At 45.7% G+C, this 12,956-nt stretch carries 11 protein-coding genes; all 11 read left to right on the forward strand.

The annotated features are described in order from the left end of the window. Positions 1 to 7 precede the first annotated feature (7 nt). Positions 8 to 682 (forward strand): ABC transporter ATP-binding protein, encoded by a 675-nt coding sequence (locus tag IGJ15_RS01250; RefSeq protein ID WP_010749041.1) that lies wholly within the window; start codon positions 8 to 10, stop codon positions 680 to 682. Next, complete coding sequence (locus IGJ15_RS01255; protein ID WP_005227778.1) at positions 675 to 2,225, forward strand: PASTA domain-containing protein; 1,551 nt, start codon at positions 675 to 677, stop codon at positions 2,223 to 2,225. Before IGJ15_RS01250 ends, IGJ15_RS01255 begins: the two co-directional genes overlap by 8 nt. A gap of 189 nt (positions 2,226 to 2,414) precedes the next feature. Continuing rightward, the gene (locus IGJ15_RS01260; protein WP_010749042.1) at positions 2,415 to 4,154 is read left to right on the forward strand and encodes an ABC transporter ATP-binding protein; all 1,740 of its coding nucleotides are present in this window, start codon (positions 2,415 to 2,417) and stop codon (positions 4,152 to 4,154) included. Further along, positions 4,093 to 6,015, forward strand: a complete 1,923-nt coding sequence (locus IGJ15_RS01265; RefSeq protein WP_228074061.1) for an ABC transporter ATP-binding protein — start codon at positions 4,093 to 4,095, stop codon at positions 6,013 to 6,015. The genes IGJ15_RS01260 and IGJ15_RS01265 overlap by 62 nt, the downstream gene beginning before the upstream one ends. Positions 6,016 to 6,217: 202 nt before the next feature. Next, entirely contained in the window at positions 6,218 to 6,712 is a 495-nt protein-coding gene (locus IGJ15_RS01270; protein ID WP_010749044.1) for a methylated-DNA--[protein]-cysteine S-methyltransferase, read from the forward strand. 103 nt (positions 6,713 to 6,815) lie between these two features. Next, complete coding sequence (locus IGJ15_RS01275; protein ID WP_010749045.1) at positions 6,816 to 8,321, forward strand: phosphoglucomutase/phosphomannomutase; 1,506 nt, start codon at positions 6,816 to 6,818, stop codon at positions 8,319 to 8,321. Between the two features lie 19 nt (positions 8,322 to 8,340). Continuing rightward, complete coding sequence (locus tag IGJ15_RS01280) at positions 8,341 to 8,544, forward strand: hypothetical protein (protein WP_005227790.1); 204 nt, start codon at positions 8,341 to 8,343, stop codon at positions 8,542 to 8,544. A 158-nt stretch (positions 8,545 to 8,702) separates the two neighbouring features. Next, on the forward strand, positions 8,703 to 9,377 hold the full coding sequence (gene sapR, locus IGJ15_RS01285) for a two-component system response regulator SapR (protein ID WP_034696295.1): 675 nt from the start codon (positions 8,703 to 8,705) through the stop codon (positions 9,375 to 9,377). Next, the gene (gene sapS, locus IGJ15_RS01290) at positions 9,374 to 10,411 is read left to right on the forward strand and encodes a two-component system sensor histidine kinase SapS (RefSeq protein ID WP_010749047.1); all 1,038 of its coding nucleotides are present in this window, start codon (positions 9,374 to 9,376) and stop codon (positions 10,409 to 10,411) included. Before sapR ends, sapS begins: the two co-directional genes overlap by 4 nt. Before the next feature lie 115 nt (positions 10,412 to 10,526). Further along, the gene (locus tag IGJ15_RS01295; protein WP_010749048.1) at positions 10,527 to 11,393 is read left to right on the forward strand and encodes a GRP family sugar transporter; all 867 of its coding nucleotides are present in this window, start codon (positions 10,527 to 10,529) and stop codon (positions 11,391 to 11,393) included. Positions 11,394 to 11,416: 23 nt separating this feature from the next. Beyond that, the gene (locus IGJ15_RS01300) at positions 11,417 to 12,802 is read left to right on the forward strand and encodes an APC family permease (RefSeq protein ID WP_010749049.1); all 1,386 of its coding nucleotides are present in this window, start codon (positions 11,417 to 11,419) and stop codon (positions 12,800 to 12,802) included. The last annotated feature ends 154 nt before the right edge of the window (positions 12,803 to 12,956 follow it).

Here is a 12,956-nt window from a genome sequence, read left to right on the forward strand (position 1 = left end):
ACCACCGATGACTTTATTAGAAACCAAAGCAGTCGATTACTATTACCAAGACGGCGATCAGCGTCGCTATATACTGAAAGAGACTTCTGTTTCTTTTGAAAAAGGCCGATTTTATGCCATCTTAGGTCAATCTGGTTCGGGAAAAACGACGTTTTTGTCCTTGATCAGTGCACTGGATAGTCCGAAAAGTGGGCAAGTATTATATGAAGGCACCGATATCGAAAAAATTGGGCATGAGAATTACCGCCGCGACGACATCAGTATCATTTTCCAAAGCTATAATCTGATTCCCTATTTGAGTGCAGTCGAAAATGTCTTAGTGCCGATGGCGATTACGAAAAATCAGCTGCCAGACAATCAACGAGAAGTGGCGTACAATTTGCTGGATTATATAGGCATCACTAAAGAAAAAGCCGATCGTCTCGTCAATCAATTATCTGGTGGGGAACAACAACGGGTAGCGATCGCCCGGGCGTTAGCCACCAATGTCGATATCATTTTAGCGGACGAACCAACCGGGAATTTGGATGAAGAAATGGAACAAGAAATCATCGATATCTTTAAAGAGCTGGCACACGTCCACAACAAATGTGTGATCGTCGTGACCCACGCCAACGAGATCGCTCAACAAGCGGATGAAGTCTTGTATTTACGTAAAGGTGTGTTGAGCAAACATGAGTGATTTTTTATCAAATTTTAGCCCGGACAACTATGATGGCAAAAAGAAACCCACGCCCGATCGCGAGAAAAAAACCAGCGAACCTGTCGGAGATCAAAACGCAAGTGGCGCGGAGCAAGCGGGCAAACCAGCAGAGCCGACGACGGTTCACCAATCAGAAGAGTCGACCGCTAGTGAGCCACTGAGTCGTTCGGCAGCCCGTCAACAAACACAGACGACTGAAGCAAAAGCGGCGAGTTCTTCGACGGAGAAGGTAGCATCAAAGGAACCAGTCAGCCGGTTTGGGAAAGAAGAAACGGAATTTGATCCGACCTACAAAAAGCGTAAGCAGAAAAAAATCTTGCTGATTGCCCTACTGACCGCCTTGGCGGTTGCCGTGATTGGGATCGTCTACTATCAAATGACCCATGTGAAGGTGCCAGATTTCACTGCCCAAGATCTGTCAGAAGCGCGGACGTGGGGCATGGAAGAAGGCGTCGCTATCAAAGTAGAGCAAGAATATGATTTTGACAAAGACGTCAACCAAGTGATTGACCAAAGTGTTGACCCTGACAAAAAGATCAAGAAGGGTGCCACATTGACACTGACGGCGAGTCTCGGGCCTGATCCTGAAGAACGCTTAGAGCTGCCAGATTTTTCAGCGATGCAAGTGACCGAAGCAAAAGAATGGATCGCCAGCAATAAAGCCGAGAACCTCTCTTTGATCGAACAATTTGACGACAATGTAGCAGCAGAAGCCTTTATTAAACAAGAGGCGGCCAACAAAGAGCTTGATTTGGCGGAATACAAACGCAAAGACCGTTTGAGTGTCTATTATTCAAAAGGGAAAGAAGTCTTTGAAAAAAATATTGAAGTACCTGATTTTACGGGCAAAGCCAAGAGTGAAGCTTCTGAATGGGCGAAAAAGAATGACTTGAAATACAAAGAAGAAACCGTCTTTTCTGACAGTGTCGCCCTGGATCTGGTGGTTTCACAAGAACCAGTCAAAGGCAGCAAACTCGCGAAAAAAGATGAATTTGTGGTGAAGGTCTCAAAAGGCCAAGCATTGACCGTTCCAGATTTTTCACAATACACGATCGAAGAAGCCCAAGGACTAGAATCGAAAATCCCGCTGCAAGTCAGCACAGTCTATTCCGATCAAGTGGCGTATGGTAGTTTCTTGAGCCAGTCGGAAGAAGCAGGCAAAGAATACAGCGAAAGCGATACTTTGCCAACCGTCAAAGTCGTCTACTCATTAGGCCGACCATATTTAAAAGACATCCGTTTTCAAGCAACGGAAGGCGACTTGCCAAAACTATTCTTTGATGAATACAAATCAAAAGGCGCCAACGTCTATTATGAAATCTACTATATCGATTCGGCGGAACCAAAAGGAACCGTTGTTGAAATGAGCCGCTACGGCGAGTTTATTCCCCTAGAAACGTGGATCACCATCGGGATCAGCCGCGGCAATCTGCAAGGCAGTACCCAAACACCGCCGGCAGATGATGGCGGTGACGATGTCGATGAACCGATCAGTACCGCTGGTTCAAACGCTACCGAATAATCCTTACTAAGTGCTTTTTCAAACCGCATCAAAAAAGCAAGCACCCTTCTTTTTGGAAGGGTGCTTTTTACTTACTAATTGTAAAAAAAACACAAGCGAGCCGCTTGAAATCGCTGGGTCGATAAAGTAAACTTGATGGTAACGATAAAAAATGGCTCCGCAGTGCCATCTATAGAAGGGACGAAACAAATGATAAAAAAATTACTCGCGAATGTTGGCAGCTATAAGAAGGACAGCTTGCTGACCCCTGTGTATGTAGCAGGAGAGGTTGCCTTAGATGTCATTATGCCCCTGATCATGGCCATGATGATCGACCAAGGGATCGAAAAAGGAGACGCCGGTGTGATTCTAAGAGATGGCGGCTTGCTTTTTTTATGTTCCTTGATCGCATTACTTTTAGGAACGCTTGGCGGACGAACGGCAGCGATCGCTTCGGCTGGTTTTGCCCGCAACCTGCGGCACAATCTGTTTCGCCGAATCCAAGATTTTTCCTTTTCAAACATTGACCGCTTTTCTTCCTCCAGTTTGATCACCCGCTTGACCACTGACGTGACCAACGTCCAAAATGCTTACCAAATGATTATTCGTATTCTGGTCCGTAGTCCGTTAGTTCTGATTTTTTCACTTGCAATGGTTAGCACCATCAGTCCAGAACTTATGACGATCTATCTGGTTGTTTTACCGATCTTAGCGATTGGTCTGGCTTTAGTTATACGTTTTGCCCACCCGCTGTTTCTAAAAGTATTCCGCATTTATGACCGCCTGAATAATGTGGTGCAAGAAAATTTACAAGGGGTTCGCGTCGTGAAATCGTATGTTCGGGAAGAACAGCAAGAAGAACTGTTTGGCGAAGTGTCCACCGATGTTTATCGGAATTTCACGCTTGCGCAACGAATCGTCTCTTTCAACATGCCATTGATGCAATTTTCTGTCTATACGTGTATGCTGCTCCTGTCATGGTTTGGTGCTCAGCTGATCGTGGAACAAAGCAGCCTGACCACTGGGGAGTTAGTCAGCATGTTCAACTACACGATGCAGATTTTGATGAGCTTGATGATGATGTCGATGGCTTTCGTGCAGATTTTGATCGCACGAACGTCGGCAGAACGGGTCGTAGAAGTATTAGATGAAGAAAGTGACTTGAAAAATCCCGCCGATCCAGTCAAAGAGATCAAAGACGGCTCCATCGTTTTTGAGAATGTCGGCTTTAGTTACGCCAATGACAAAAACAAGCTGGCGCTGACGGATGCAAATCTGCGTATCGAATCCGGGGAAGTCATTGGAGTCATTGGCGGGACCGGGAGCGGGAAATCCACCCTCGTCCAGCTGATCCCCCGCTTATATGATGTGATCGAAGGGCGTGTCATCGTCGGCGGTCATGATGTTCGCGACTATGATTTAGAAGCATTGCGGGACCAAGTAAGTATGGTCTTGCAAAACAATGTACTCTTTAGCGGCACTATCAACGACAATTTGCGTTGGGGCAATGAAGAGGCATCGGATGAAGAGATCCAGCGCGTGGCAACGATCGCACAAGCCGATCCTTTTATTCAAGAGTTTCCTGACAAGTATGAAACACAGATTTCGCAAGGAGGAAACAATGTTTCCGGTGGGCAAAAACAACGGTTGACGATTGCTCGCGCCTTGCTGAAGAAACCGAAAATCTTGATTCTCGATGATTCTACTAGTGCCGTCGACACCAAAACCGATCGCAGTATCCGCGAAGGCTTGAAACGAGAAATTCCGGGAACGACGACGATCATTATTTCTCAACGGATCAACTCGATCGAAGACGCCGACCGGATCATCGTAATGGATGATGGCAAAATCAATGGCATCGGTACCCACGAAGAATTGTTGGCAAACAATGCCATCTATCAAGAAGTGTACCATTCGCAGCAGAAAGGATTTGGTGAAGGTGAAGAATAGACAAGCAGCAAATCCCAAGCGCACATTGAAACGTTTATTGCGAACGATGTTTGGCGACTACAAAGGACAACTCCTGTTCGTCGTGGTCATGATCTTGTTAAGTGCCTTTGCCAACGTACGCGGTTCGTTGTTTTTACAAGTCGTGATCGACGATCATATCACACCCCTCTTAGGGCAAGCCAATCCTGATTTTGGCGGCTTGTTTCGGGCGATCGTTCAAATGGCGATCATCTACCTGATTGGAATCTTGGCCGCACTGACCTATAACTTTATGATGGTCAAAATCAGTGAAGGGACACAGAAAAAAATCCGTGACCAAATGTTTACGCATATGCAGTCTCTACCCGTCGGTTACTTTGATGCCCGCTCAGATGGCGACATCATGAGTCACTTTACCAACGATACGGATACGTTGCGCCAAATGATCTCCCAAAGTATTCCAAACTTGATGATGGCGGCGGTAACCTTTTGTTCTGTCTTTATCGCCATGTTCTCCATCAGTGTCCCATTGACTTTGTTCGTGATGCTGTCGATTATTTTGATGCTGAATGTGATCCGCATCATTTCTCGCCGCAGCGGCCGCTTCTTTGGCGCACAGCAACGAGATTTAGGCGCTGTCAACGGGTATATCGAAGAAATGATGCACGGGCAAAAAGTCGTCAAGATCTTCAATCATGAAAAAATCGTCATGGAAGAATTTGATGCCTTAAATGACCAACTACAAGAAAGTGCCACTAAAGCCAATGTCAATGCCAATACCTTGATGCCGATCATGATGAACTTACTGAATGTCCAATATGTCTTGATCGCCATCATTGGGGGCTTGTTTGCCATCAATGGTGTTTCTGGCCTAACGGTCGGGATGATCGCTTCTTTCTTGCAGCTGAGCCGTTCATTAAATGGTCCTATCAGCCAGGTGTCACAACAAATCAACTTTGTGATCATGGCGTTAGCTGGTGCCGAGCGGATCTTCCATCTATTAGATGAAACGCCAGAAATCGATCATGGCTACGTCACACTGGTCAATGCCAAATGGTCGCAAGGTCAGCTAGTTGAAACCAAAGAACGAACAGGCACGTGGGCGTGGAAACATCCCCACGAGGATGGAACCATTACCTATACGGAAGTGACGGGAGACGTGCGATTTGAAGATGTTGATTTCGGCTATGTCGACAATCAACTGGTCTTACATGATATCAATCTGTATGCAGAGCCTGGGCAAAAAGTTGCTTTTGTCGGTGCCACAGGTGCTGGTAAGACAACGATCACCAATTTGATCAATCGGTTCTACAACATCCAAGACGGGAAGATTCGTTATGATGGCATCAATATTGAAAAAATCCATCTTGAATCCCTGCGCCGCTCCTTAGGGATCGTGTTGCAAGACACCCATTTGTTTACTGGAACGATTCGCGAGAATATTCGCTTCGGAAAACTGGATGCTAGTGATGAAGAAGTGCTGGCAGCTGCGAAATTAGCCAATGCCGACATGTTTATCAACCACTTGCCAGAAAAATACGACACCGTGATCACGGGCGATGGCGAAGGGCTTTCCCAAGGGCAACGTCAGCTGTTGGCAATTGCGCGGGCAGCGATCGCTGATCCGCCAGTGATGATCTTAGACGAAGCCACCTCAAGCATCGATACCCGTACAGAGCGGATCGTCCAATCAGGGATGGACCGTTTGATGTCTGGACGGACCGTGTTTGTGATCGCCCATCGATTATCTACGATCCAAAACTCCGATGCCATCATGGTGATGGATCATGGCCGTATCATTGAGCGGGGAACCCATGAAACGCTATTGGCGGAAAAAGGTACTTATTATCAGCTCTATACTGGAAAAATCGAATTGGATTGATCCTGCCATAGCTACGGCTTGAAGCTGCAGCGACTGGCGATCTGCCTATTTTTTCCCTTGTTTGCAACGACCGATTGGCAGTAAGCCAGTCGGTTTTTTTGCACAGCTCGAAAAAATGGTATACTGTCACTGAGACAGCCGCACAACGGCGGCAGCACATAAGCAGTTGTGCTGCGAAAAATGGATTCCATGAGGTGAAAACATGAAACTAGCATTGGCAAAGATCGTTTTAGATGATGAGTGGTATGAAGTGGTCCAATCGGAAAAAGGGCTAGTTTATTTTGGTCGGCAACAGGATCATCATGAATTACTCAAGTTCTTTCCATTGGCTGAAATCAGTAGTACAGCTGACCTTGATCCAGTAATTGAAGCGCAGCTGCAAGCTTATTTTGCAGGGGAACCAGTGACATTTACTTTTGCGTTTGATTTTGTCGGGACACCATTTCAACAAAACGTTTGGCAAGCACTGACCCAAATTCCTTATGGGCAAACCACTACGTATAGTGACTTGGCGCTGCGCATTCAACGACCGACTGCTGTCCGCGCTGTCGCAAATGCAGTGGGGCGTAACCCGATGATGATCGTGGTTCCTTGTCATCGGGTGTTAGGAAAAAACGGCCGCTTGACGGGGTACCGGGGCGGGTTAGCAACCAAACGCCGACTACTGCAACTGGAAGGGATTCCGTTTAAAGAGTAAGGGAAGCAAACTATTTATAGTAAAAAATACTAAAAAGCAATTTCATTTCCTTTTTTCTCTGGTATAATAAAATTGATTCCGGTTACAAGAAGGGGTGGAGGAAATGAACATCGTTGATTTGCAAAATGGTTCTGATATTCGAGGAATTGCGATCGCAACAGAAAAAGAGCAGGTGACACTGACAGAGCAAGCGGTTCGGCAAGTTGCTTCGGGCTTGCGCAACTGGTTGGCAACAAAGGGCAGCGGTCCTTTTCGCGTGGCAGTCGGTCGTGACAGTCGCTTGAGTGGCGAAGCACTGCAAGAAGTGTTGATGGCACAGCTGCAGCAAGAAGGTGTGGCAGTGATCGATTGCGGCTTGGCAACGACACCTGCCATGTTTATGAGTACACAGTTTGCGGATTTCGACTGTGATGCTGGTGTGATGCTGACAGCGAGTCATTTGCCTTATTACTTTAATGGAATAAAAATTTTCAGCCGCCAAGGCGGTGCCGAAAAAACGGATATCCACTATATTTTGTCCCACACTACCGTTCATGAGGCAGCGGAAAAAGGAAGCTATCAGCAAAAAGACTTGCTGACGCCTTATGCCCAAGATCTACTGCAAAAAATTCGCCAAGGGATGGGAACCAATGAGGAAAAACCTTTGGCTGGATTAAAGATCATTGTTGATGCAGGCAATGGTGCCGGCGGCTTTTTTGCTGAAAAAGTGTTGCTGCCGCTGGGAGCAGATACGAATGGCTCGCAATTTTTAGAACCGGATGGGCATTTTCCCAATCATATCCCGAATCCAGACAATAAAGAGGCAATGGCAAGTATTCGCGAAGCCGTCTTGCGGGAACAAACTGATTTAGGCATTATTTTCGATACCGATGTCGACCGCTCGGCGGTCGTGACCAAAAGCGGTGAGCCCTTGAACCGCAACAATATGATCGCTGTATTAAGCAAGATCATCTTAGCGGAACACCCTGGCACGCGTATCGTCACCAATTCGCCAACCTCTAATCATTTAAAAACCTTTATCGAAGCACTGGGAGGGCAGCAAGTACGCTATATTTCTGGCTACCGCAATGTGATCAACAAAGCGATCGAATTGAATGAAGCAGGACTGGACACACAGTTAGCCATCGAAACCAGCGGGCATGCCGCGTTTAAAGAAAATTTCTTTTTGGATGACGGGGCGTACGTGATCGCCAAGCTCTTGATGATGCTGCCTCAATTGCAACAGCAAGGCACGACACTGGATGAGCTGATCGCGGCGTTGCAACAACCCGCCGAGACCCAAGAATTGCGCTTTGCGATCCAAAAAGACGACTATCAAGACTATGGTCGCCAAGTGATCAAGGCGCTAGCCAATCATTTGCTGCCAGGATGGCAGATCGATCCAGAAAATGAGGAAGGCATTCGCATCAACTTGACAGCGCCTTATGGCCAAGGCTGGTTCTTGCTGCGAATGAGCCTGCACGAACCACTGCTGGTGCTGCAGATCGAAAATGATGAAGCGGGTCATCTACCGGCAGTCGTTCAAGCGATCGGTCGCTTTCTATCGCAGTATGAAGCCATCGATCAAAGCAAACTGACACAGTTTTTAGCACAGCAACCAAAAATTTGAAGAAAAGCAGGGAACTAAAATGGTGATCTTGATGCTGCTGATCATGGCAGTGACGTATGGTGTGAATTTTTTCTTGTTTCGTTACTTGAATAAACGACCAAAAATCGATGTCGTTGAACGGTTATCGATGTTATTAGGTGTCAACATGAGTGTGCTTTTTTTCGATGGGATCTTATTGTTTATCGGTAAATTACTGATCGAGACGGTAGAGATCATCGAATAACCCAATAGACATTTTTGCTTTGCCTCGCCACTGGCTTCTACCGTCAGTGGCGAGGTTTTTTAGGGTTTGCTAAAAACGGCGATTAATATTCGCATTCGTTTTTGATATTTGATAAAGTAAAGAGGAGAAAATTACACAAAGTGAGGGAATTCACGGATATGGCAAAAATAATGGTAGTAGAAGATGAAGCGGTGATTCGCCAACTGATTATCGAAGAACTAGAAAAATGGCAGTTTGAGACCTTTGGCACGACGGATTTCCATCATGTGTTGACTGACTTTGAAGAACAAGAGCCCCAACTGATTTTACTGGATATTAATTTGCCGGTTTTTGATGGCTACTATTGGTGTCAAAAAATCCGCGAAGCTTCCAAAGTACCAATCATTTTTATTTCTAGCCGCAACACCAATATGGATATGATCATGGCCATGAATATGGGAGCGGACGATTTTGTGACAAAACCTTTTGAGATCGACGTTCTGATTGCAAAAATCAATGCGCTGCTGCGCCGTTCCTACAACTATGTAGAAAGCAGCAGTGAAACGTTAGTGCATAACGGTTTGACCCTCAATATCGACAACAGCAGCATGTATATCAATGGCGAAAGCATCGATCTTAGCAAAAACGAATACCGCCTGCTGTATATTTTGATGAAAAATCACGGCAAGATTTTAAGTCGGGAAAAACTCTTGCGAGCCTTATGGGATGACGAGCGATTTGTAGACGACAATACCTTGACGGTCAATATCAATCGTTTGCGACGAAAAATCGAACAAGCGGGGATGAACGGCTACATTGAGACCAAGGTTGGTCAAGGGTATATCGTACCATGACAAAGTGGCGAGTTTTGCGCAGTTTTTTGAAAGATCGTTGGCTGCTGTTTATCGGTTGGCTAGTCTTTTTCGTGTTGACGGTCTTAGTTTTTTGGCTGACTCCTCATTCCCCGATGGATTGGGGCACAGTCGGCTATCTCTTTTTAATGCAAAGTGTCTTGATGGTATTCTTTTTAGCAGTCAGCTACTTATCTAAGCGGCGTTTTTGGCAAAAAATCACCCCCAAGCCTGGAGACAGCTTGCTGCAAAACTACTTGCAAGGAGCACGCTCGGCGGAAGAAGAACGGATCGAATCCTACATCAATCAGTTGATCCGAGAGCACCAAGAATTGATGCAGCAAGTCGTCAGCAATCAAGAAGAACAAAAGGAATACATCGATTCGTGGGTCCATGAGATCAAAGTCCCTTTAGCTGCATCACGATTGCTTTTGCATTCGATCGAATTTGATATTCCCGATGAAAAATTCATCTTACTAGAAAATGAATTGAACCGCATGAACGAATACGTCGAGCAAGTCTTATACGTCGCCCGCTTGGACAGCTTTTCAAAAGATTATCTGGTCCAAGAAATTTCATTGAAAGCCGTCATCCAGCCAGTTTTACGCAGTCAGGCCAATTATTTTATCCAAAAGAACCTGCACTATGCCGTTGAAGGCGAGGATCAGCAAGTGTTGACCGATGAAAAATGGCTCGGCTTTATCTTTCGACAGCTGGTCAGCAATGCCGTGAAGTACACACCACAAAATGGGCAGCTGACGATTCGGATCGAAAAAGATGCCCAAGGGACCTATCTCCACTTGCAAGATAGTGGGATCGGCATTCCTAAAGAAGACATGCGGCGCATTTTTGATAAAGGCTTTACGGGCGAAAATGGGCGCCAAACGGACACCCACTCGACGGGATTGGGGCTCTTTTTAGCGAAAAGTTTAGCGAAGGAATTAGGCATCGAGCTAACGGCTTCGTCGACAGTTGGAAAAGGAACCACCATGACGCTGTTCTTTCCGTTGTTGAGTTATTATGAGGAAAAACGCTAATCTGCTTTTTTTCGAGTATCTTTTTGTGTTTTTTGACAAAAATCACTTGTCCCTAGAACGTTTTCACTGATACACTAAAGCCTGTGTTTAAAATTGAATGGTAAGGATGAATGAAATGGAGATACTCGTTGCATTAGTACCAATGTTTGCGTGGGGCAGCATTGGTTTAGTAAGTGCCAAACTTGGCGGGGATGCGAACCAGCAAACGCTAGGAATGACGATTGGTGCCTTTTTCTTTTCTCTGGTCGTATTTTTTGTGACGATGCCAGTGATTGATGGAAAGGTGATTTTGATCGGTCTTTTGTCTGGTCTTTTTTGGTCCATCGGTCAAAACGGTCAATTCCATGGCATGAAATATTTAGGTGTGTCTGTTGGACTGCCGCTTTCAACCGGCATGCAGCTGATTTTAAATACAATCGCAGGTGCATTGTTTTTTGCAGAATGGACACAGACCCGCGATTATGCACTAGGTGTTAGCGCATTGATCTTGTTGGTGATCGGGGCGTATCTGACCGCTCGTCAAGATGGCGAAAGTCCGGTAGAAGCTGGCAGCAAGATGCTTGATTTTCCTAAAGGATTTCGGGCATTGATCTCATCAACGATCGGTTACGGTGCCTATACGATTTTGATTACTTGGGCAGGATTGGACCCCTTGGCGATCATTTTGCCACAAAGTGTCGGGATGCTGATCGGTGCCAGCCTATTTGCTTTAAGGAAGACGAAGGTCGACCGTTTTGTAGGGAAAAATACCTTGTCAGGATTGTTATGGGGCATCGGCAATGTCTGCATGCTGATCACGGTTCAGCAAGTCGGACTAGCGGTGGGCTTCTCATTGTCGCAGATGGGAATCATCATTTCAACGCTAGGCGGGATTTTTATTCTCGGCGAAAAGAAAACCAAAAAAGAACTGCGGTATGTGGTGATTGGTTGTCTGCTGGTGATTATCGGCGGTGTTTTGCTGGGGTATATGAAAGCAACATAAACTTATATTTTTGAGGAGGAGTTATGGATTTATTTCGAAAAAAAGTCATACAACGGGAAAGTGTGACGAATTTAAAAAAAGAGTTGAAGTTAAAAGATTTGATTATGTTGGGGATCGGCGCCATTATCGGCACAGGTATCTTTGTTGTTACAGGGACTGCTTCTGCTGAGTATGCCGGACCGGCATTGATTCTTTCCTTTGTTGTAGCTGGTATCGTTGTTGTGTTATCAGGGCTTTCTTTTGCGGAATTTGCTTCTCGGATCCCCGTTTTAGGGGGCGCCTATTCGTATCTGTATGTCGTTTTTGGTGAATTTACCGCGTGGCTGGCAGGCTGGTTTTTGATTTGCGAGTTCTTATTGGCCGTTTCTTCGGTGGCATCTGGCTGGTCAGGCTATGTGCAAGGCTTTTTGGCCAGTGCGGATATCCATTTACCAACCGCTTTGACGGGCGGTTATGACCCAAGCAAGGGGACCTACATTGATTTGATTGCTGGTTTAGTCATTATTTTTGTAACCTTGTGGGTCAGCCAAGAAGCGAAAAAAGCGTTACGTTTGAACAATGCTATGGTATGGGTCAAATTCGGCGTGATCCTCTTGTTTATCGTCTTTGGTGCCTTTTTCGTGGAACCAGACAACTGGCAGCCCTTTATGCCCTTTGGTTTTTCAGGCGTCTTTAATGGTGCAGCGTTAGTCTTCTTTGCTTTTCTTGGCTTTGATGCCGTCGCAATGGCGGCGGAAGAAGTTGAAGATGCAAAGAAAAATGTCCCTCGGGGGATCATTGGTTCCATTGCGATCGCAACAGTCCTTTATATCATTGTCACACTGATCATGACGGGAATCGTGCCGTTTACTGAATTAGGAGTCAATGATCCGGTGGCTTTTGCGATGCGTTATGTCGGTCATGGAGTGGTCGGATCAATCATTTCCGTAGGGGCGATCTTGACCTTATTAACAGTGACGATCGCTATGATGTACTCTTTGGCGCGTCTGTTATATGCCATCAGTAAAGATGGGTTATTGCCAAAAGCCATGCAAGCCATCGATCCTAAGCATAAAACACCAAAGAAAGCGACCTACATCGCTGGTGTTTTTGCCTTCTTTTTTGCGGCAGCTTTCCCGTTGAATATCTTGGCAGAATTGACCAACATTGCGGCATTGTCGTATATGATCTTAATGTCCTTAGGGATCATCAAGCTGCGGAAGATGATGGGGCCACCTGCTAAAGGTGAATTTAAAGTACCCCTGGTACCGTTATTGCCTTTGTTGTCCGTTGCCAGCTGTCTCTTCTTGATGACCCGTCTACAAACGGCGACCTGGATCGTTTTTGGGATCTCCTTAGTGATCGGAATCGCGATCTATTTTGTATATGGCTATCGTAACAGCGAATTAAATGAGAAAATTGACGAATAGGATTGTGAAAAGGCAAAGACCCAGATGTGGTCTTTGTCTTTTTTTGTTAACTATAGCAAAGCCTCCCAAAGAAATCTTTTGGGAGGTATGTTCTTTTGTCATTCACATTCTGATGATTGCTGGAGTCGATCATTGAAACAACAGTCTTTTTTAT

The organism is Enterococcus sp. AZ079, assembly GCF_050547255.1.
Lineage (GTDB): Bacteria > Bacillota > Bacilli > Lactobacillales > Enterococcaceae > Enterococcus_D > Enterococcus_D casseliflavus.

Coding starts and splice junctions, on each gene's coding strand:
- IGJ15_RS01250 (WP_010749041.1), top strand. CDS start 8: ATGACTTTATTAGAAACCAAAGCAGTCGATTACTATTACCAAGACGGC.
- IGJ15_RS01255 (WP_005227778.1), top strand. CDS start 675: ATGAGTGATTTTTTATCAAATTTTAGCCCGGACAACTATGATGGCAAA.
- IGJ15_RS01260 (WP_010749042.1), top strand. CDS start 2,415: ATGATAAAAAAATTACTCGCGAATGTTGGCAGCTATAAGAAGGACAGC.
- IGJ15_RS01265 (WP_228074061.1), top strand. CDS start 4,093: ATGCCATCTATCAAGAAGTGTACCATTCGCAGCAGAAAGGATTTGGTG.
- IGJ15_RS01270 (WP_010749044.1), top strand. CDS start 6,218: ATGAAACTAGCATTGGCAAAGATCGTTTTAGATGATGAGTGGTATGAA.
- IGJ15_RS01275 (WP_010749045.1), top strand. CDS start 6,816: ATGAACATCGTTGATTTGCAAAATGGTTCTGATATTCGAGGAATTGCG.
- IGJ15_RS01280 (WP_005227790.1), top strand. CDS start 8,341: ATGGTGATCTTGATGCTGCTGATCATGGCAGTGACGTATGGTGTGAAT.
- sapR (WP_034696295.1), top strand. CDS start 8,703: ATGGCAAAAATAATGGTAGTAGAAGATGAAGCGGTGATTCGCCAACTG.
- sapS (WP_010749047.1), top strand. CDS start 9,374: ATGACAAAGTGGCGAGTTTTGCGCAGTTTTTTGAAAGATCGTTGGCTG.
- IGJ15_RS01295 (WP_010749048.1), top strand. CDS start 10,527: ATGGAGATACTCGTTGCATTAGTACCAATGTTTGCGTGGGGCAGCATT.
- IGJ15_RS01300 (WP_010749049.1), top strand. CDS start 11,417: ATGGATTTATTTCGAAAAAAAGTCATACAACGGGAAAGTGTGACGAAT.